A 20,409-nucleotide genomic window follows, 5' to 3' on the forward strand; every position below is an offset into this window, starting at 1 on the left:
GCTGATTGCAGCTTGCGTCTTAGAATGGCATTTGCGTCGTCATGTGCGGCACAAAGAACTTAAAAAGAGGTTTGGACTCATGACAGATAAACGCAAAGATGGTTCGGGCAAACTGCTGTACTGCTCTTTTTGCGGCAAAAGCCAGCATGAAGTGCGTAAACTGATTGCCGGGCCGTCCGTGTATATCTGCGACGAATGTGTCGATTTATGTAACGACATCATCCGCGAAGAGATTAAAGAAGTCGCACCGCACCGTGAGCGCAGCGCGCTGCCAACGCCGCATGAAATTCGTCATCACCTTGACGACTACGTCATCGGACAGGAGCAGGCCAAGAAAGTGTTGGCGGTAGCGGTCTATAACCACTACAAACGTCTGCGTAACGGCGACACCAGCAATGGTGTGGAACTGGGTAAAAGTAACATTCTGCTTATCGGCCCAACCGGTTCCGGTAAAACGCTGCTGGCTGAAACCCTGGCGCGCCTGCTTGATGTTCCGTTCACTATGGCGGATGCCACCACCCTGACCGAGGCCGGTTATGTGGGTGAGGACGTCGAAAACATCATCCAGAAACTGCTGCAGAAGTGCGATTACGACGTACAGAAAGCCCAGCGCGGGATTGTTTACATCGATGAGATCGACAAGATCTCCCGTAAATCAGACAACCCGTCCATCACCCGTGACGTATCGGGTGAAGGCGTACAGCAGGCACTGCTGAAGCTGATCGAAGGTACGGTTGCCGCCGTTCCGCCGCAGGGAGGTCGTAAACATCCGCAGCAGGAGTTCCTGCAGGTTGATACCTCCAAGATCCTGTTCATCTGTGGTGGTGCGTTTGCCGGTCTGGATAAAGTCATCTCCCACCGTGTTGAAACCGGCTCCGGTATTGGTTTTGGCGCAACGGTGAAAGCAACGTCCGAAAAACCGAACGAAGGCGAGCTTCTGTCTCAGGTTGAACCGGAAGATCTGATCAAATTCGGTCTGATCCCTGAATTCATTGGCCGTCTGCCGGTTGTGGCAACGCTGAATGAACTGAGCGAAGACGCGCTGATCCAGATTCTGAAAGAGCCGAAAAATGCGCTGACTAAACAGTATCAGGCGCTGTTCAATCTGGAAGGCGTTGATCTGGAATTCCGCGACGAAGCGCTGGATGCTATTGCCAAGAAAGCGATGATCCGTAAAACCGGTGCCCGTGGTCTGCGTTCCATTGTTGAAGCGGCACTGCTCGACACCATGTACGATCTGCCGTCGATGGAAGACGTTGAGAAAGTGGTGATTGACGAGTCCGTCATCAGCGGCCAAACCAAGCCGCTGCTGATTTACGGCAAACCGGAAGCGCAGCAGGCATCTGGCGAATAATTCACCAAATCATACAAGCAGTTAATCAAAAAGGGGGGATTTTATCTCCCCTTTACTTTTTCCGTATTCATAGCGTTGAATGTGTGGCAAACATCCCCATATACTGGATACATGTTAATGGTTATGTGAAGCACAGCGACATGACCAGTTTACCTGGCGGACACTAACTAAGAGAGAGCTCTATGAATCCTGAGCGTTCTGAACGCATTGAAATCCCCGTATTGCCGTTGCGCGATGTGGTGGTTTATCCGCACATGGTCATACCCTTATTTGTAGGGCGGGAAAAATCTATCCGTTGCCTCGAAGCCGCCATGGATCATGATAAAAAAATCATGCTGGTGGCGCAGAAAGAAGCATCAACGGATGAGCCGGGTGTAAACGATCTTTTCACCGTCGGGACCGTGGCCTCTATTTTGCAGATGCTGAAGCTGCCTGACGGCACCGTGAAGGTGCTGGTAGAAGGCCTGCAGCGTGCGCGTATTACCACTCTGTCAGATGACGGCGAGCACTTCTCTGCGAAGGCAGAGTACCTTGATTCGCCTGAGCTTGATGAGCGCGAGCAGGAAGTGCTGGTACGCACCGCGATTAGCCAGTTTGAAGGCTATATCAAGCTGAACAAGAAAATCCCACCAGAAGTGCTGACGTCGCTGAACAGCATCGACGATCCTGCGCGTCTGGCGGACACCATCGCTGCCCATATGCCGCTGAAGCTGGCTGACAAACAGTCCGTGCTGGAAATGTCCGACGTTAACGAACGTCTGGAATACCTGATGGCGATGATGGAGTCTGAAATCGATCTGCTGCAGGTTGAGAAGCGTATTCGCAACCGCGTGAAAAAGCAGATGGAGAAATCTCAGCGTGAGTACTATCTGAATGAGCAAATGAAGGCCATTCAGAAAGAACTGGGCGAGATGGACGACGCGCCGGACGAAAACGAAGCGCTGAAGCGTAAGATCGACGCGGCGAAAATGCCGAAAGAGGCAAAAGAGAAAGCCGAAGCAGAACTGCAGAAGCTGAAAATGATGTCTCCAATGTCGGCTGAAGCGACCGTTGTTCGCGGCTACATTGAGTGGATGGTGCAGGTTCCGTGGAACGCCCGCAGCAAGGTCAAAAAAGACCTGCGTCAGGCGCAGGAAATCCTGGATACCGACCACTACGGCCTGGAGCGCGTGAAAGACCGCATTCTTGAGTACCTCGCGGTACAAAGCCGTGTTAACAAAATTAAAGGCCCAATTCTGTGTTTGGTAGGACCGCCGGGGGTGGGTAAAACCTCTTTGGGTCAGTCCATCGCCAAAGCGACCGGACGTAAGTATATCCGTATGGCGCTGGGTGGCGTACGCGATGAAGCGGAAATCCGCGGTCACCGCCGTACCTACATCGGTTCTATGCCGGGTAAACTGATCCAGAAGATGGCGAAAGTGGGGGTTAAAAACCCGCTGTTCCTGCTCGATGAGATCGACAAGATGTCGTCGGACATGCGTGGCGACCCTGCGTCTGCACTGCTGGAAGTGCTTGATCCAGAACAGAACGTGGCGTTCAGCGATCACTACCTGGAAGTGGACTACGACCTGAGCGACGTGATGTTCGTGGCGACCTCTAACTCCATGAACATTCCGGCCCCGCTGCTGGACCGTATGGAAGTGATCCGTCTCTCCGGTTATACCGAAGATGAGAAGCTGAACATCGCTAAGCAGCACCTGCTGCCGAAACAGATTGAGCGTAACGCGCTGAAAGCCAACGAGCTGACCGTCGAGGACAGCGCGATTATCGGCATCATTCGCTACTACACCCGTGAAGCGGGCGTGCGTAGCCTTGAGCGTGAAATCTCCAAACTGTGTCGTAAGGCGGTGAAACAGCTGCTGCTGGATAAGAGCCTGAAACACATTGTGATTAACGGCGACAATCTGCATGCGTACCTGGGCGTTCAGCGCTTCGACTACGGTCGCGCGGACAACGAAAACCGCGTTGGTCAGGTCACCGGCCTGGCATGGACGGAAGTCGGCGGCGATCTGCTGACCATCGAAACCGCCTGTGTGCCGGGCAAAGGCAAACTGACCTACACCGGCTCGCTGGGTGAAGTGATGCAGGAGTCCATCCAGGCGGCGCTGACCGTGGTGCGCGCGCGCGCGGAGAAACTGGGTATCAACCCTGATTTCTACGAAAAACGCGACATCCACGTGCACGTTCCGGAAGGGGCGACGCCGAAAGATGGCCCAAGCGCGGGTATTGCCATGTGTACCGCTCTGGTTTCCTGCCTGACAGGGAACCCGGTGCGTGCCGATGTGGCAATGACCGGTGAAATCACGCTGCGTGGTCAGGTTCTGCCGATTGGTGGTTTAAAAGAAAAACTGCTGGCGGCACACCGCGGTGGGATCAAAACCGTATTGATCCCTTACGAAAATAAACGCGATCTGGAAGAGATTCCGGACAACGTGATTGCCGATCTGCAGATCCATCCTGTGAAGCGAATTGAGGAAGTTCTCAGTCTCGCATTGCAGAATGAACCCTCCGGAATGCAGGTTGTAACCGCAAAATAGTGACCTCGCGCAAAGAGCGTCAATAAAAACAAGGCTGGTAAGTCATTTCGCACTTGCCAGCCTTTTTTTGTATAGCTAATTTAGATTGCTGATTAGGTCAGCCATCAACAACGGGTGTTGTAAGGTCATGGCAGGCCTGATATAACTGCTGCGCGGTCGCGTTGTGAAGGATTCAGGCGCGATATAAATTATAAAGAGAGGAAGAGAACAGTGAATAAATCTCAACTGATTGACAAAATTGCTGCTGGTGCTGATATTTCTAAAGCTGCAGCTGGACGTGCGTTAGATGCATTAATTGCTTCTGTTACTGAATCTCTGCAGGCTGGAGACGACGTTGCACTGGTAGGCTTCGGTACTTTTGCTGTTAAAGAGCGTGCTGCCCGTACTGGCCGCAACCCTCAGACCGGTAAAGAGATCACCATTGCTGCTGCTAAAGTGCCGGGTTTCCGTGCAGGTAAAGCGCTGAAAGACGCAGTAAACTGATTGCTCTCCCGTTTCAGGGAAGCCGGAAAGTACAAGGGCGCATCATTTGATGTGCCTTTTTTGTTTGTCCAGACCTGATTTGTGCGAGTTTATGCGAGTTGTGGGCTGACAATCGCCCCGTTTTCTTGTCACAATACGTCTTCACGCGCGACGGGCAGGATTTTCCGTCAGCGTCAGGTAACCAGTCACCTACAGCGGAGTGTTGTTACACCATGATGGACAGCTTACGCACGGCTGCTAACAGTCTCGTGCTCAAGATTATTTTCGGTATCATTATCGTGTCGTTCATATTGACCGGCGTGAGCAGTTACCTTATTGGCGGTGGCGCAAACTATGCCGCAAAAGTGAATGGCCAGGAAATCAGCCGTGGTCAGTTCGAGAATGCTTTTGCCGGTGAACGTAACCGTATGCAGCAACAGCTGGGCGACCAATTCTCTGAACTGGCGGCGAACGAAGGGTACATGAAGACCCTGCGCCAACAGACACTGAACCGTCTTATCGACGAAGCGCTGCTTGATCAGTACGCCAAAAAACTGGGCCTTGGCATCAGTGATGAGCAGGTGAAAAAAGCCATCTTCTCCACCCAGGCCTTCCAGTCTAACGGTAAATTCGACAACGCGCGTTACAACAGTATCGTCAACCAGATGGGGATGACGGCCGATCAGTACGCTCAGGCACTGCGTAACCAACTGACCACCCAGCAGCTCATCAATGCCGTCGTAGGCACCGATTTCATGCTTAAAGGTGAAACGGACGAACTGGCCGCGCTGGTGGCGCAGCAGCGTGTTGTTCGCGAAGCGACTATTGATGTGAACGCCCTGGCGGCGAAACAGCAGGTCAGCGATGCAGACGTTAACGCCTGGTACGAGCAGAACAAGAATTCCTTTGTTTCTCCAGAGCAGTACCGTGTGAGCTACATCAAGCTGGATGCGGCCGCGCTGCAGGAAACCGCGTCTGATGCGGAAATCCAGTCTTACTATGACCAGCATCAGGATCAATTCACTCAGCCGCAGCGTAACCGCTACAGCGTGATTCAGACGAAGACCGAGGCTGATGCCAAAGCGGTACTGGAAGAGCTGAACAAAGGCGCTGATTTCGCGACCGTTGCGAAAGCGAAATCCACCGACATTATCTCCGCGAAAAACGGCGGTGATATGGGCTGGCTGGAAGACGCGACCACGCCTGACGAGCTGAAAAATGCCGGTCTGAAAGAGAAAGGCCAGCTTTCAGGCGTTATTAAGTCTTCCGTTGGTTTCTTGGTTGTCCGTCTGGACGACATCACCGCGGCGAAAACCAAGCCACTGGCTGACGTTCGCGAAGATATCGCGGCGAAAGTGAAACAGGAAAAAGCGCTGGATGCCTACTACGCGCTGCAGCAGAAGGTGAGCGATGCTGCCAGCAACGACAATGAATCTCTGGCTGGTGCAGAGCAGGCGGCGGGCGTGAAAGCGGTTGAGACGGGCTGGTTTGGCCGTGACAACCTGCCGGAAGAACTGAACTTCAAACCGGTTTCTGATGCCATCTTCAACGGTGGTCTGGTGGGCGAGAACGGCACGCCGGGCAGTAACTCTGACATCATTACCGTCGACGGCGATCGTGCGTTTGTGTTGCGCGTCAGCGAGCACAAGCCAGAAGCGGTCAAACCGCTGTCGGAAGTGAAGGATCAGGTTGTTGCTCAGGTTAAGCACAACAAAGCGGAACAGCAGGCGAAACTGGATGCTGAGAAGATTCTGTCTGACCTGAAAGCGGGTAAAGAGGATGCGCTGAAAGCGGCTGGCCTGAGCTTCGGTGAAGCGAAAACGCTGAGCCGTACCGGTCAGGATCCGATCAGCCAGGCCGCGTTTGGTCTGACTCTGCCTGCGAAGGACAAGCCAAGCTTCGGTACCACCACCGATACTCAGGGTAACGTTGTTCTGCTGGCGCTGGATGAAGTGAAAGCCGGGACCCTGCCAGAAGCGCAGAAGAAAGCGATGGTTCAGGGGATTACCCAGAACAATGCTCAGATTGCCTTCGAAGCGATGATGAGCAACCTGCGCAAAGACGCCAAAATCAAGCTGGGTGATGTGATGACTCAGCAGCAGTAATTACGTGTCTGCTCGCAGATTTTCGTAACGCTCTGCAAAAACTAAAGGCCGCTTTCGCGGCCTTTTCCATTTCTGCAATCTGCTGTTTGTGCCGGTTTTATCTGGCGGCTATCGTGACGTGGCTGTCAACAAACAAGGAGATAACAGCATGAAATGTGGAATCAAAGCACTGTTAATTACGCTGGCTATTGCCACCACCGGGATGAGCGCGGGTGCTATGGCGTCGGCTCCCGCCGCCAAAACACAAACTACCCAGAGCAAGTCCGACGCGGCAGCGCCGGTGCAAGGGCAAACCAAAGCGACAGAAGCCGGCAAAAATGCGGATGATGACGGTACGCGGGTCAGCATCAATTCGGCCTCAGCGGAAGATCTCGCCCGTGCGTTGAATGGCGTGGGCTTGAAAAAAGCGCAGGCCATCGTCAGCTACCGCGAAGAGTATGGTCCTTTCAAGACGGTCGACGATCTCAAACAGGTGCCGGGCATGGGTAGCGCGCTGGTTGAGCGCAACCTCTCACACCTGACGTTGTAATTACGCAATTTCTTGCACTGCGGCAAAATTTTGCCAGGATAAAGAGGTCATACCAGTTATGACCTCACATCCTACAATAACAGTAAAGGCTATTGCGCTATGCAGACAAAAATCAAAGTACGCGGTTTTCATCTCGACGTTTACCAGCATGTGAACAACGCTCGCTATCTTGAGTTTCTTGAAGAAGCGCGCTGGGACGGGCTGGAAAACAGCGAAAGCTTTCAGTGGCTGACCGCGCACAACATCGCGTTCGTGGTCGTCAATATCAACATCAACTACCGCCGTCCGGCCGTGCTGGGCGATGTACTGACGGTGACCAGCCAGGTGCAACAGATCAATGGCAAAAGCGGGGTGTTAAGCCAGGTGGTGACGCTCGACCCGGAAGGGCAGGTAGTCGCTGATGCGATGATTACGTTTGTCTGTATCGATCTGAAAACGCAGAAAGCGCTGCCGCTGGAAGGGGAATTGAGAGAAAAGCTGGAGCTGATGATCGCTTAGAAAACTTGTCTTTTATAAAAGACAAAAGGATTTTTCAGGGATAGAATAATGAACAGGGACTACGTTGTTGAACGTTACCGGACCCGTGACGGAAAAATTCCGTTCGAGGAGTGGGTAGCAAGGATGAGGCGTAAGGATCCGGAGACCGTTTTACGGATCCTTATGCGTATTAACCGCGCAATAAAACGTAATTTTGGCGATTACAAATACCTTAGAGAAGGTGTTTGGGAGATGCGAATTGATAGTGGTCCCGGTTACAGGATCTATTTTGCCGTAGAGCATCAGAGGGTCTTGTTGTTACTCATCGGGGGTGACAAGAAGAGTCAAAGAGAAGATGTTAAACAGGCGGTAGATTACTTGAAAGATCATCTATCGAAAGGAAAAACAGATGAGCACCTCTAAACGACAATATTCAAGTTCTGTCAGTCATCACGATGCGGTTGTGAAAATGCTTCGTGAGAACCCTTCCTATGCTCAACTTTACCTGCAAATAGCACTGGAAGAAATTTATGAAGATCAGGGGATCCCTGCCTATCTCATTACACTCCGTCAGGTCATCGAATCCCGCGGCGGCATAGGTGAAATTGCTGCTAAATCGGGTCTTTCCCGTCAGCAGCTATACCGAACCTTGTCTGATAACGGCAACCCAACGCTGACGACGTTAATGAAAGTCACGCGTGCTGCCGGCGTAAAACTGTTCGACAGCACGGTCAAATAACCCTATTTAAGCCCGGTTTTTTTTTGCATCGCGGCCATCACGCCGACTTTATCGGCAAGATAGTGGTTCAGCCCGTTAGCGCGTAGGTTACAGGCCGCGCACTGGCCGCAACCGTCGCCTTTGATGCCGTTATAGCAGGTGAGGGTTTCGCTGCGAACAAGGTCCAGCTTGCCCCAGTAGTCCGCCAGCGCCCAGGTTTCGGCTTTATCCAGCCACATGAGCGGGGTTTCAAAGCGCGTCTCTTTCGCCATCCCCACATTGACGGCGTGGTTTAACGCTTTCACGAACTCATCACGACAGTCCGGGTAGCCGGAGAAGTCGGTCTCGCACACGCCCGTGATCACCGCTTCGGCTTTTACCTGGTAAGCGTAGATCGCCGTCAGGGTCAGGAAGAGGATATTACGGCCCGGCACGAAGGTATTCGGAATGCCGCTGGCATCGGGTTCGTAGTCCGGGACGGGAATACTGTCCCGGGTGAGGCTGCTCACGGCCAGTTCATTTAACAGCGTAACGTCCAGTACCTTGTGCGCGCGTGCGCCCAGTTTCAGGGCAAGTTCACGGGCAACGTCGATTTCAGCGCGGTGACGCTGACCATAATCGAAAGTGACACAGTGAACTTCATCGTACTGATGAAGGGCCTGGACCAGGCAGGTAGTAGAGTCTTGTCCTCCGCTGAATACGACGACGGCACGTTTCATAAATCATCTCGACTGTTACGGTAAAAACGTTATGTTACCGTCTGACCACGACGGCGACCAGCTTCTTCACGATTTCGGGGCGGGCAGCCAGGCTTCGGTAAAATCAAACCACCCGCGGGTGTTAAGACGTATACCGTTAACCCCCGGCGGGGCGCTGATCTGGTATTGATAATTGAACAGGGGCGTTATCACCGCCTTTTCCATGAGGCGGGAGAAAATGGCCCTGAGCCCGGCATGTCTGGCCTGTTCGTCGGCCTGGGTCTGTACGGCATCCAGGGTGGCCTGCAGATGAGCATATTGCGGTGCGCTAAGCACGTGTGGCCAGAGGGCATCACAGCGTAGCCACTGTTCAAGCGTATATTCCGGCGCTTCGCCAATCAGCCTGTCACCCATCATGATGTCCGCATCTGCCAGTTGCTGGCACCCGTCCCAGGTTTTCGCATCGTAAAAGATCGCCGTAAGCTCGCAGCCGTGTTGTGCAAGGTACTGTTTTAGCTGGCGCGCCATCGTGTGTAACTCAACCGGTAAATGATAAATCAGGGTTAATTTCTTGGGCAGAGAGACATGTGTTAAATCCGGCCACTCAGGGATTGCCCAGCCGGGGAGTAACTCCTCTGTCGGGGTAATCAGCCCTTCATTGAGCGGAAGCGTATGCAGAAGCGTTGAGAGATGAATGACGTTGATGAGTCGTCGAGCCTGCATTTCGCTCAGGCGCGGGCTTTGCTTCAGGGTGAGATAACAAAAGCCCAGGCTAGTGCTGTTCGTCACCAGGCGCAGGCTCTCCAGTTCATCCGGCTCGCCAATGGCGATCTGCACCGGATGGCGACAGCTGGTGCCTAACCCATAGTCAAACAGCGACGGTGTGATCCAGTACTCGATAGCCTTAAGCAGCGGATGGCTGAGATGGTACTGCTCATGGCTTTCCAGACGAACCAGATCCGGTTCATACACGCTGACTCTGAAGGGGCCGCTGCCCGTCATGGGCTGTTCGGGATGTGCAAGCCGACTACAGTAGGTGGCCAGGCGATGCGCCAGCCAGTAGTCCGGCTGGTGCAGCGTAAACGTCAGACACTGAGGATGGGTAACGTCAACGCGTAAGACGCTCTGGAACAGTTTACGCAGGGCAGGCAAGGCGAAAAGCGCATCCAGGCTTTGCTGAAGCTGTCCGGTTTCGATTTTATCGCCGTTATGCCAGTGCAGCGTGGAACGAATGTAGAAATGCCAGCGCAAACCGTCCTTCGACACCTCCCAGTGATGAGCAAGATCGCCCGCGGGTTCACTGCTGTTGCCGTGAAATCGCGTCAAACCTGAGAATACCTGTCCTGCCAGATGCTGCTCCGCCCGGCCAGGTAAAAACCCCGGCTGAAGCGGATCCAGCGAGCGGTAATAGGGGATGCGCAGCGTCGGCGCGTCGTTTTGCCACTGCCCGCCCAAAAACGGATGCAGCAACGATCGTAATTCTGCGGGCGCAAGCTGGGCCAGTTCCAGCGCGTTATGCTGCTGCCCGCTTTTCAGCGCCTCCTCCATCATTGCATTGCGCAGTGACTCCGGCGCGACATGGAACGTCAGCTCGCCCCGCTTACCGCGGCCAGACTGCGCTCGCCAGCTCAGCCAGCCCGCCTCCTGGGCCTGACGCAGCAGCGTTCGCACATGCCGCTCGCTACAAAAACAGCGGGCGGCCAGTTCGCCGATGGTGACCTGTTGTGTTGCCCCCAGGGAAGGCTGCCACAGGCGGTGATACTGATTAAGTCGATTGAGCTGGCGCATAAGAAACCCGGAACAATAATTATCATCTATTCACTATTACTTCCGTATATCTCACGCGATACTGATGCACAAGTTAACCGCATCACATTTCGGGAGTAATCATGGCTCGGCTCGCTGCATTTGATATGGACGGTACGCTATTGATGCCGGATCACCGTTTAGGGGAGAAAACCCTTAACACGCTGAAGCGCCTGCACGAGCGTAATGTCACCCTGACGTTTGCCACCGGGCGTCATGTGCTGGAAATGCGCCATTTGCTGGGGGCATTTTCCCTCGACGCTTTTCTGATCACCGGCAACGGGACGCGAATTCATTCCGTAGAAGGCGATGTGCTGCACCGGCAGGATCTTAGCCCGGAAGTGGCGGAGATCGTGCTGCACAGCACCTGGGACACGCAGGCCAGCGTCCACGTCTTTAACGATCGCGGCTGGTTTACCGGAAGCGAAATCCCGGAATTATTGCACGCGCATGTATACAGCGGCTTCAAATACCAGCTTATCGATCTGCGTCGGATCCCTGCCCATGCGGTAACCAAGATCTGCTTCTGCGGCGATCATGACGATCTATGCCGCTTACGGATTCAGCTGAATGAGGCGCTGGGCGACCGGGCGCACCTGACCTTCTCGGCGGTGGATTGTCTGGAAGTGCTGCCGGTAGGCTGTAATAAAGGTTCCGCGCTGGCGGTGCTGAGCGACCACCTGGGCTTAACGCTGCAGGAGTGTATGGCGTTTGGTGACGCCATGAACGACCGCGAAATGCTGGGCAGCGTAGGTCGCGGTCTGATCATGGGGAATGCGATGGCGCAGCTAAAAGCAGAACTTCCCCATCTGCCGGTTATTGGTCACTGCCGCAATGAAGCAGTGTCCCATTTTTTGACGCATTGGCTGGACAACAACAACCTCCCGTATTCCCCCGAATAGTGAGACCCTTCCAGCAAGCCAGACTTCGGTCTGGCTTTTTTTTATTTCACAAGCTGTGCAATCTGCGCTTTCCACGGGGCGATATCGCCGATGTTGGCCTGCACCCACTCCGCGTTGTAATAGGTCTCAAGATAACGCTCGCCGCTGTCGCACAGCAGCGTGACGATGGAACCGGTGCGGCCTTCTTCGCGCATACGTGCGGCAAGCTGCAGTGCGCCCCACATATTGGTGCCCGTCGATGCGCCCACTTTGCGCCCCAGCTGCGTTTCCAGCCAGTGTGCGGTGGCCACGCTGGCGGCATCCGGCACGCGCATCATCTCATCCACAACGTCGGGGATGAAAGAGGGCTCTACGCGCGGGCGGCCAATCCCTTCAATTTTACTGCCCACAGGGCTGCGCAGACCGGCATCGCGGTTTTGCCAGTAGTCGAGGAACACGGAGTTCTGCGGGTCAACCACCATCAACTGGGTATCGTAGCCCTGACAGCGGATATAGCGTCCAATCGTGGCTGACGTGCCGCCGGTACCGGCGCTCATGACGATATAGGATGGAACCGGATGCGGTTCGTGGGTCATCTGGCGGAAAATACTGTCGGCAATGTTGTTATTGCCGCGCCAGTCCGTTGCGCGCTCGGCGAAGGTGAACTGATCCATATAGTGGCCGTTCAGCTCACGGGCCAGCATTTCGGAGGCGGCGTAGATTTCGCAGGCGCTTTCCACAAAGTGGCAGCGACCGCCGTAAAATTCGATCTGTTCGATTTTGCGTTTTGCGGTGCAGGACGGCATCACCGCGATAAAAGGCAGGCCCAGCAGGCGGGCGAAATAGGCTTCGGACACCGCCGTTGAACCGGATGAAGATTCTATGATGGTGGTGCCTTCTTTAATCCAGCCGTTACACAAACCGTATAAAAACAGCGAGCGCGCCAGGCGATGCTTCAGGCTACCGGTAGGATGGGTGCTTTCGTCTTTCAGATAGAGCTGAATGCCGTCAAATCCCGGCAGGGAAAGGCGAATCAGATGCGTATCCGCCGAGCGCTGATAGTCGGCATTGATTTCGCTGATCGCATGTTTAACCCAGGTGCTATTCATCGTCGTTATCCGTTTGTCATTTTGTGCCTAGCATAGCGAAAAGCACAGAAAAAATTGTTGCTATCTGGCCTTTAAAATAGAATGAAGGGAGAAAATTTTTCTCTGTGAGGTGGGTATGCTAGATAAAATTGACCGCAAGCTCCTTTCATTGCTGCAAAATGACTGTACCCTCTCTTTGCAGGCGCTGGCGGATGCCGTTAATCTGACCACCACCCCGTGCTGGAAGCGTCTTAAGAAGCTGGAAGATGACGGCATTCTTCTGGGGCGCGTTGCGCTGTTAGATCCCGAAAAGCTGGGCCTTGGGCTGACGGCATTTGTGCTGATAAAAACCCAGCATCACAGCAGCGAGTGGTATTGCCGCTTCGTCACCCAGGTGTCGGAGATGCCCGAGGTGCTCGGTTTCTGGCGTATGGCCGGAGAATACGATTACCTGATGCGCGTCCAGGTGGCCGACATGAAGCGCTATGATGATTTCTACAAGCGGCTGGTGAACAGCGTACCGGGTTTGTCGGACGTCACCTCAAGCTTCGCCATGGAACAGATTAAATACACCACAGCATTACCTATTGAATAACTTCGTTAAATACCTTCAGGAACAAACCGCGTGCGATTATTTGCCCAACTAAGCTGGTACTTTCGTCGGGAGTGGCAACGCTACCTCGGCGCAGTATGCCTGCTTATTATCATTGCCATCCTGCAGCTGATCCCGCCGAAAGTGGTGGGGTACGTCGTGGATGGCGTCACCGAACAGCATTACACCACCGCACGGGTGTTGATGTGGGTCGGCACGCTGGTGCTGACGGCGGTCATTGTTTATCTGCTGCGCTACGTCTGGCGCGTGCTGCTGTTTGGTGCGTCCTATCAGCTGGCCGTTGAGCTGCGTGAAGATTTTTACCGCCAGCTAAGCCGACAGCATCCCGAATTTTATCTGCGCCATCGCACCGGGGATCTCATCGCCCGGGCGACGAACGACGTCGATCGCGTGGTCTTTGCCGCCGGGGAAGGGGTGCTGACGCTGGTGGACTCGCTGGTGATGGGGTGTGCGGTGCTGATCGTCATGTCCACGCAGATCAGCTGGCAGTTGACCCTGCTTGCCCTGCTGCCAATGCCGATTATGGCGCTGGCGATCAATCGCTATGGGGAACAGCTGCACGAGCGCTTTAAGCTGGCCCAGGCGGCGTTTTCATCTCTGAACGATCGCACCCAGGAGAGCATGACCAGCATCCGCATGATCAAAGCGTTTGGCCTGGAAGACAGACAGTCCGCGCTGTTTGCCGCCGATGCGGCAGACACGGGGGCAAAAAACATGCGCGTCGCGCGTATCGACGCCCGCTTTGACCCGACGATTTATATCGCAATCGGAATGGCAAATATGCTCGCAATTGGCGGCGGGAGCTGGATGGTGGTGCAGGGCGCGTTAACCCTGGGGCAATTGACCAGCTTCGCGATGTATCTGGGGCTGATGATCTGGCCGATGCTGGCGCTGGCCTGGATGTTTAACATCGTGGAGCGCGGCAGCGCCGCCTACAGCCGCATTCGCGCCATGCTGGCCGAAGCGCCGGTGGTCATTGACGGTAGCGAAACCGTACCGGAAGGGCGCGGCGTCATGACCGTCGACGTCCGGAGGTTTGTCTACCCGCATACCGAGCATCCGGTGCTGGAAAACGTCAGCTTCACCCTGCAGCCAGGGCAGATGCTCGGCATCTGCGGCCCGACGGGTTCCGGCAAAAGTAGCGTGCTCTCTCTGCTTCAGCGCCACTTTGACGTCACCGAGGGCGATATTCGCTTCCACGATATCCCCCTGACGAACCTGCTGCTGGACGAGTGGCGTGGCCGCCTGGCGGTCGTCAGCCAGACGCCGTTTTTATTTTCTGACACGGTGGCGAACAATATTGCCCTGGGACGCCCCGGGGCGACGCAGGAAGAGATTGAGCATGTGGCGCGTTTGGCCAGCGTACATGATGATATTTTGCGTCTGCCGCAGGGCTACGACACGGAGGTTGGGGAGCGGGGCGTCATGCTGTCCGGGGGACAAAAGCAGCGTATCTCCATTGCTCGCGCGCTGCTGCTGAATGCTGAAATCCTGATACTGGACGATGCACTTTCCGCCGTGGACGGCCGTACCGAGCATCAAATTCTGCATAACCTGCGCCAGTGGGGCGACGGACGCACGGTGATTATCAGCGCCCACCGTTTGTCAGCGCTTACTGAGGCCAGCGAGATTCTGGTATTGCAGCACGGACACATTGCCCAGCGCGGACAGCATGAAACGCTTGCCGAGCAGCCGGGCTGGTATCGCGATATGTACCGCTATCAGCAGCTTGAGGCGGCGCTGGACGATGCGCCGGAGCAGAATGAGGAGGCCGCCAATGCGTAAGCTCGGAACGATGTGGCCGACGCTCAAACGTCTGCTGGCCTACGGCTCGCCGTGGCGTAAACCGCTCTCCGTGGCCGTGCTTTTACTCTGGATAGCGGCGGTTGCTGAGGTGAGCGGTCCACTGCTCATCAGCTATTTTATCGACAACATGGTCGCCAAAGGCTATCTGCCGCTGGGGCTGGTGGCGGGCTTAGGCGTGGCCTACGTTGGCTTACAGCTCACGGCAGCAGGGTTGCACTATGCTCAGTCGCTGCTGTTTAACCGTGCAGCCGTGGGCGTCGTTCAGCAGCTGCGTACGGATGTGATGGACGCGGCGCTTCGCCAGCCGCTCAGCGAGTTTGATACCCAACCGGTCGGACAGGTGATTTCGCGCGTGACCAACGATACCGAGGTGATCCGCGATCTGTACGTCACCGTGGTGGCAACCGTATTGCGCAGCGCAGCGCTGATTGGCGCGATGCTGGTCGCGATGTTCAGCCTTGACTGGCGGATGGCGCTGGTGGCAATAACCATCTTCCCGGCGGTGCTGATTGTCATGGTCATTTACCAGCGCTACAGCACGCCAATCGTGCGTCGGGTGCGTGCTTACCTGGCCGACATCAATGATGGCTTCAACGAAGTGATCAACGGCATGAGCGTCATCCAGCAGTTCCGCCAGCAGGCGCGTTTTGGCGAGCGCATGGGCGAAGCCAGCCGTTCGCACTACATGGCGCGTATGCAGACGCTGCGCCTCGACGGTTTCCTGCTGCGTCCGCTGCTTAGCCTTTTCTCTGCGCTGGTGCTTTGTGGGCTGCTGATGCTCTTTGGCCTGAGCTCAAACGGTACGATTGAAGTGGGCGTGCTGTACGCCTTTATCAGCTATCTGGGACGCCTTAACGAGCCGTTGATCGAGCTCACCACCCAGCAATCAATGCTGCAACAGGCGGTTGTCGCCGGTGAGCGCGTGTTTGAGCTGATGGACAGGCCGCGCCAGGCCTATGGCAATGACGAGCGGCCTCTGCAAAGTGGGACTATCGCCTTTGATAACGTTTCGTTTGCCTATCGCGAAGACCGGCTGGTGTTGCAGGACATCAGGCTTGACGTTCCATCACGCGGTTTCGTGGCGCTGGTGGGGCATACCGGCAGCGGTAAGAGCACGCTTGCCAGCCTGTTGATGGGCTATTACCCGGTCACGCAAGGTGAAATCCGCCTCGACGGGCGCCCGCTCGCGTCTCTCAGCCACACCGTGTTACGCAAAGGCGTTGCGATGGTGCAGCAGGATCCGGTCGTGCTGGCCGATACCTTCTACGCCAACGTGACCCTGGGCCGAGACTACACCCAGGAGCAGGTCTGGGACGTGCTGGAAAAAGTGCAGCTGGCAGAGCTGGCGCGCGGGTTTAGCGATGGAATCAATACCAAACTGGGCGAGCAGGGGAACAATCTCTCCGTTGGGCAAAAGCAGCTCCTGGCGCTGGCGCGGGTGCTGATTGAAACGCCGCAGATACTGATTCTGGATGAAGCGACGGCCAGTATTGACTCCGGCACCGAGCAGGCCATCCAGCAGGCGCTGGATGCGGTACGCGATCATACGACGCTGGTGGTGATTGCCCACCGTCTTTCCACCATCGTCGACGCGGATACCATTCTGGTGCTAAATCGCGGACAGGCCGTTGAGCGCGGTACGCACCGCGAACTGCTGGAAGCAAAAGGGCGCTACTGGCAGATGTACCAGCTGCAGCTGGCGGGCGAAGAGCTGGCGGCCAGCGTGCGCGATGAAGAGTCGCTTAGCGCCTGATGCACTAAAATGAGGCGACGCGCTAACAGTCATTCCTGTTGGTGCAAAACTGAAACGCACCCTGCACCGGCATGGTGCGTTTTTTTTTCACCAGGCCGTTTAACAGTACCGTGTAACGCTCATCGCACCGTTGTTCCCCCTCGTTTTCATTTCTGGCACACCCCTTGCAATACCTTCTGCGTAAGCTGCGGCCATTACCGAATTCTGACTGGAGGGGATCTATGAAGCTGGTTACGGTTGTAATCAAACCATTCAAACTCGAAGACGTTCGCGAAGCGTTGTCTTCAATGGGTATTCAGGGACTGACTGTCACCGAAGTGAAAGGCTTTGGTCGTCAGAAGGGGCATGCCGAGCTTTATCGCGGGGCGGAATACAGCGTTAACTTTCTGCCAAAAGTAAAAATTGATGTCGCGATTGCTGACGATCAGCTTGATGAGGTCATTGATGTCATTAGCAAAGCGGCCTATACCGGCAAAATTGGCGACGGCAAAATTTTCGTTGCCGAACTGCAGCGCGTCATTCGCATCCGTACCGGCGAATCTGACGAAGCGGCTCTGTAAGTAACTCCTGGCACACAGTGATAGGGATCGAGAAAATGAAGATAGCAACACTCAAAACGGGTCTGGGTTCGCTGGCACTGCTGCCGGGCCTGGCGCTGGCTGCTCCTGCGGTGGTCGACAAAGCCGATAACGCCTTTATGATGATCAGCACCGCGCTGGTGCTATTCATGTCAATTCCAGGCATTGCGCTGTTCTACGGCGGCCTGATCCGTGGCAAAAACGTTCTCTCCATGCTGACGCAGGTTGCCGTGACGTTCGCACTGGTCTGCGTGCTGTGGGTGGTTTACGGTTACTCGCTGGCGTTCGGCACGGGCAACGCGTTCTTTGGTAACTTCGACTGGGTGATGCTGAAAAATATTGAGCTGACCGCGCTGATGGGCAGTTTCTATCAGTACATCCACGTTGCGTTCCAGGGCTCTTTCGCTTGTATTACCGTCGGGCTGATTGTGGGCGCGCTCGCCGAGCGTATTCGTTTCTCTGCCGTCCTGATCTTCGTGGTGGTCTGGCTGACGCTCTCCTATGTGCCAATTGCGCATATGGTCTGGGGTGGCGGTCTGCTGGCAACGCACGGTGCGCTGGACTTCGCTGGCGGTACCGTTGTACACATCAACGCCGCGGTAGCGGGTCTGGTGGGTGCCTACCTGATTGGCAAACGCGTGGGCTTCGGTAAAGAAGCGTTCAAACCGCACAACCTGCCGATGGTGTTTACCGGTACGGCTATCCTCTACTTTGGCTGGTTTGGCTTCAACGCCGGCTCAGCAAGTGCCGCGAACGAAATCGCCGCGCTGGCCTTCGTGAACACCGTTGTGGCCACGGCGGGTGCAATCCTCTCCTGGGTGTTTGGCGAGTGGGCGGTACGCGGTAAACCCTCTCTGCTGGGTGCCTGTTCGGGTGCCATTGCCGGTCTGGTTGGCATCACCCCGGCGTGTGGTTATGTCGGCGTAGGCGGTGCGCTGCTGGTCGGTCTGGTGTCTGGTCTGGCGGGTCTGTGGGGCGTTACCGCACTGAAACGCGTGCTGCGCGTTGACGACCCATGCGATGTGTTTGGTGTCCACGGCGTGTGCGGCATCGTGGGTTGTATCATGACCGGTATCTTCGCCGCGAAATCACTCGGTGGCGTGGGCTACGCAGAAGGCGTCACCATGGTTCATCAGCTGCTGGTACAGCTGGAAAGTATTGCTATCACCGTTGTCTGGTCTGCCGTTGTCGCTTTCATTGGCTACAAACTGGCGGACATGACGGTCGGTCTGCGCGTACCGGAAGAGCAGGAACGCGAAGGTCTGGACGTCAACAGCCACGGCGAGAATGCGTATAACGCCTGATCTGAGCGATTTGCCGGGTGGCAGCTTCGCCTTACCCGGCCTACAACTGCACAATCCGTAGGCCCGGTAAGCGTAGCGCCACCGGGCTTTTTACATCAACCTCTGTTACGCATCACCCCTTCCTGCACCGTAGAAGCGACAAGCACGCCGTCCTGCGTATAAAACTCCCCGCGCACAAACCCGCGCGCGCTCGACGCTGACGTACTCTCCACGCTATAAAGCAGCCACTCATTCATGTTGAACGGACGGTGGAACCACATGGAGTGATCGATCGTTGCGACCTGCATCCCTTTTTCCAGAAAACCAACGCCGTGCGGCTGCAGCGCCACCGGCAGGAAGTTGAAATCTGACGCATAGCCCAGCAGATACTGATGCACGCGGAAATCTTCCGGCACGGTCCCGTTGGCACGGATCCAGACCTGGCGTTTTGGCTCGGCGGTATGGCCTTTCATCGGGTTATGGAATTCAACCGGGCGGATCTCCAGCGGCTTATCGCAGAGAAACTTCTCTTTGACCTGCGGCGGAAGCAAATGCGCCAGCGCGCGGGCGATATCCGTCTCTGATTTTAAAGAGTCGGGTGACGGAGCCGGGGGCATCACTTTTTGATGCTCGTAGCCGGGTTCCGGCGCCTGGAAAGAGGCGGTCATATAAAAGATCGGTTTACCGTTCTGAATGGCCGCTACGCGGCGTGCGCTGAAGCTGTTGCCGTCTCGCAGGACTTCAACGTCATAGACTATCGGTTTCGCGCTATCGCCAGGGCGTAAGAAGTAGCTGTGGAATGAATGCACCAGACGGTCTGCCGGGACAGTCTCCTTTGCTGCGTACAGTGCTTGTCCGACGACTTGCCCCCCGAAGACCTGGCGTAAGCCGAGATCTTCGCTCTGTCCGCGAAAGAGTCCTTCCTCAATTTTTTCCAGATTCAGTAATGTCAGCAGATTGTTCAGTGCCTGACTCATAGTTGTCCTCAATAAACGCCGTAGCGAAAGATAGGCAGAGTATAACGCAGAAATGAAAGTGGTCCGATGGGTAGAATAATCTGAATATCGGCACGTTTTCAGGCATAAATCGGTGATCTGTGCCACACTTGAATACGTTATGTGATTGAAACGACATCGGATGGGATCGATCCCGCTGGTGCATTGATAAGGAGACTTCAATGAAACTCGTGCCCATGCTAAGTGGTGTAGCTATTGCGGTGGCGTTGTCCGCCTGTGCCGGTAAGAGCGCCCAGGTGCCGGTACCAGCAGCAGACCCGAACGGGATTAACACCCTTTCGCAGCAATCCATTCAGCAGCCTAACGTTTCCGGTACCATCTGGATTAAACAGAGAGTCGCTCTGCCGCCGGATGCGGTATTAACGGTGACGCTGTCTGATGCTTCTCTGGCGGACGCGCCGTCGAAAGTCGTGGCTCAGCGCGCCGTCCGTACCGAAGGCAAGCAGGCGCCGTTTAGCTTCGTGTTGCCGTATAACCCGTCGGACGTGCAGCCTAACGCCCGTATCCTGCTGAGCGCAGCGGTAACCATCAACGGTAAGCTGGTCTTTATCACCGATACGGTCCAGGAAGCGATTAATAACGGCGGAACCAAAGTCGACCTGAACCTGGTGCCGGTGCAGCAGACCGAAGTGCCGGTCGCACCGCAGACCAATCAGCCGTCCCTGCCAACCCCACCAACTCAGATGTAATGTCTGCATTGCCCCT

19 protein-coding genes are annotated in these 20,409 nt (G+C 55.4%); 15 read left to right on the forward strand and 4 right to left on the reverse strand.

Annotated elements, in window-relative coordinates:
- The first annotated feature begins 79 nt into the window (after positions 1–79).
- From clpX to L370_RS10185, 8 genes are all read left to right on the forward strand, one after another.
- Positions 80–1,354 (forward strand): ATP-dependent protease ATP-binding subunit ClpX, encoded by a 1,275-nt coding sequence (gene clpX, locus L370_RS10215; protein WP_023334705.1) that lies wholly within the window; start codon positions 80–82, stop codon positions 1,352–1,354.
- Positions 1,355–1,536: 182 nt separating this feature from the next.
- Complete coding sequence (gene lon, locus L370_RS10210) at positions 1,537–3,891, forward strand: endopeptidase La (RefSeq protein ID WP_023334706.1); 2,355 nt, start codon at positions 1,537–1,539, stop codon at positions 3,889–3,891.
- 210 nt (positions 3,892–4,101) lie between these two features.
- On the forward strand, positions 4,102–4,374 hold the full coding sequence (hupB, locus tag L370_RS0121950; protein ID WP_002444653.1) for a nucleoid-associated protein HU-beta: 273 nt from the start codon (positions 4,102–4,104) through the stop codon (positions 4,372–4,374).
- Between the two features lie 212 nt (positions 4,375–4,586).
- On the forward strand, positions 4,587–6,458 hold the full coding sequence (gene ppiD, locus L370_RS10205) for a peptidylprolyl isomerase (protein ID WP_023334707.1): 1,872 nt from the start codon (positions 4,587–4,589) through the stop codon (positions 6,456–6,458).
- A 148-nt stretch (positions 6,459–6,606) separates the two neighbouring features.
- Positions 6,607–6,987, forward strand: a complete 381-nt coding sequence (locus tag L370_RS10200; protein ID WP_023334708.1) for a helix-hairpin-helix domain-containing protein — start codon at positions 6,607–6,609, stop codon at positions 6,985–6,987.
- Positions 6,988–7,086: 99 nt separating this feature from the next.
- Positions 7,087–7,485 (forward strand): YbgC/FadM family acyl-CoA thioesterase, encoded by a 399-nt coding sequence (locus L370_RS10195; protein WP_023334709.1) that lies wholly within the window; start codon positions 7,087–7,089, stop codon positions 7,483–7,485.
- Positions 7,486–7,533: 48 nt separating this feature from the next.
- The gene (locus tag L370_RS10190; RefSeq protein WP_023334710.1) at positions 7,534–7,887 is read left to right on the forward strand and encodes a type II toxin-antitoxin system RelE/ParE family toxin; all 354 of its coding nucleotides are present in this window, start codon (positions 7,534–7,536) and stop codon (positions 7,885–7,887) included.
- Complete coding sequence (locus L370_RS10185) at positions 7,874–8,203, forward strand: helix-turn-helix domain-containing transcriptional regulator (protein WP_023334711.1); 330 nt, start codon at positions 7,874–7,876, stop codon at positions 8,201–8,203. The genes L370_RS10190 and L370_RS10185 overlap by 14 nt, the downstream gene beginning before the upstream one ends.
- 2 nt (positions 8,204–8,205) lie before the next feature.
- Here L370_RS10185 and queC read toward each other — a convergent pair whose 3' ends face one another.
- Entirely contained in the window at positions 8,206–8,901 is a 696-nt protein-coding gene (queC, locus tag L370_RS10180) for a 7-cyano-7-deazaguanine synthase QueC (protein ID WP_023334712.1), read from the reverse strand.
- Between the two features lie 66 nt (positions 8,902–8,967).
- Positions 8,968–10,668: an SgrR family transcriptional regulator gene (locus tag L370_RS10175; RefSeq protein ID WP_023334713.1), complete on the reverse strand. Its 1,701-nt coding sequence runs from the start codon at positions 10,666–10,668 to the stop codon at positions 8,968–8,970.
- Between the two features lie 101 nt (positions 10,669–10,769).
- Here L370_RS10175 and cof point away from each other — a divergent pair, with 101 nt between their 5' ends.
- On the forward strand, positions 10,770–11,588 hold the full coding sequence (gene cof, locus L370_RS10170) for an HMP-PP phosphatase (RefSeq protein WP_023334714.1): 819 nt from the start codon (positions 10,770–10,772) through the stop codon (positions 11,586–11,588).
- Between the two features lie 41 nt (positions 11,589–11,629).
- Here cof and L370_RS10165 read toward each other — a convergent pair whose 3' ends face one another.
- The gene (locus L370_RS10165) at positions 11,630–12,676 is read right to left on the reverse strand and encodes a PLP-dependent cysteine synthase family protein (RefSeq protein ID WP_023334715.1); all 1,047 of its coding nucleotides are present in this window, start codon (positions 12,674–12,676) and stop codon (positions 11,630–11,632) included.
- 115 nt (positions 12,677–12,791) lie between these two features.
- On the opposite strand from L370_RS10165, the gene L370_RS10160 reads away from it, so the two are divergent.
- The 5 genes from L370_RS10160 to amtB all read left to right on the forward strand — a co-directional run bounded on the left by L370_RS10160 (position 12,792) and on the right by amtB (position 18,709).
- On the forward strand, positions 12,792–13,250 hold the full coding sequence (locus L370_RS10160) for an Lrp/AsnC family transcriptional regulator (protein ID WP_023310581.1): 459 nt from the start codon (positions 12,792–12,794) through the stop codon (positions 13,248–13,250).
- Between the two features lie 30 nt (positions 13,251–13,280).
- Entirely contained in the window at positions 13,281–15,053 is a 1,773-nt protein-coding gene (locus tag L370_RS10155) for a SmdA family multidrug ABC transporter permease/ATP-binding protein (RefSeq protein ID WP_023334716.1), read from the forward strand.
- Positions 15,046–16,827 carry a SmdB family multidrug efflux ABC transporter permease/ATP-binding protein gene (locus tag L370_RS10150; protein ID WP_023334717.1) on the forward strand — a complete coding sequence of 594 codons (1,782 nt, stop codon included), beginning with the start codon at positions 15,046–15,048 and terminating at the stop codon, positions 16,825–16,827. Before L370_RS10155 ends, L370_RS10150 begins: the two co-directional genes overlap by 8 nt.
- Before the next feature lie 221 nt (positions 16,828–17,048).
- The gene (glnK, locus tag L370_RS10145) at positions 17,049–17,387 is read left to right on the forward strand and encodes a P-II family nitrogen regulator (protein ID WP_008503304.1); all 339 of its coding nucleotides are present in this window, start codon (positions 17,049–17,051) and stop codon (positions 17,385–17,387) included.
- Between the two features lie 35 nt (positions 17,388–17,422).
- A complete protein-coding gene (amtB, locus tag L370_RS10140; protein ID WP_023334718.1) occupies positions 17,423–18,709 on the forward strand; it encodes an ammonium transporter AmtB in 1,287 nt (428 codons plus the stop codon).
- 95 nt (positions 18,710–18,804) lie between these two features.
- On the opposite strand, the gene tesB is transcribed toward amtB, so the two are convergent.
- On the reverse strand, positions 18,805–19,665 hold the full coding sequence (gene tesB / locus L370_RS10135) for an acyl-CoA thioesterase II (RefSeq protein WP_023334719.1): 861 nt from the start codon (positions 19,663–19,665) through the stop codon (positions 18,805–18,807).
- A gap of 200 nt (positions 19,666–19,865) precedes the next feature.
- Between tesB and L370_RS10130 the strand changes: the two genes are divergently transcribed.
- Positions 19,866–20,393: a YbaY family lipoprotein gene (locus L370_RS10130; protein WP_023334720.1), complete on the forward strand. Its 528-nt coding sequence runs from the start codon at positions 19,866–19,868 to the stop codon at positions 20,391–20,393.
- Positions 20,394–20,409 lie beyond the last annotated feature (16 nt).

The organism is Enterobacter sp. MGH 24 (genome assembly GCF_000493015.1).
GTDB lineage: Bacteria > Pseudomonadota > Gammaproteobacteria > Enterobacterales > Enterobacteriaceae > Enterobacter.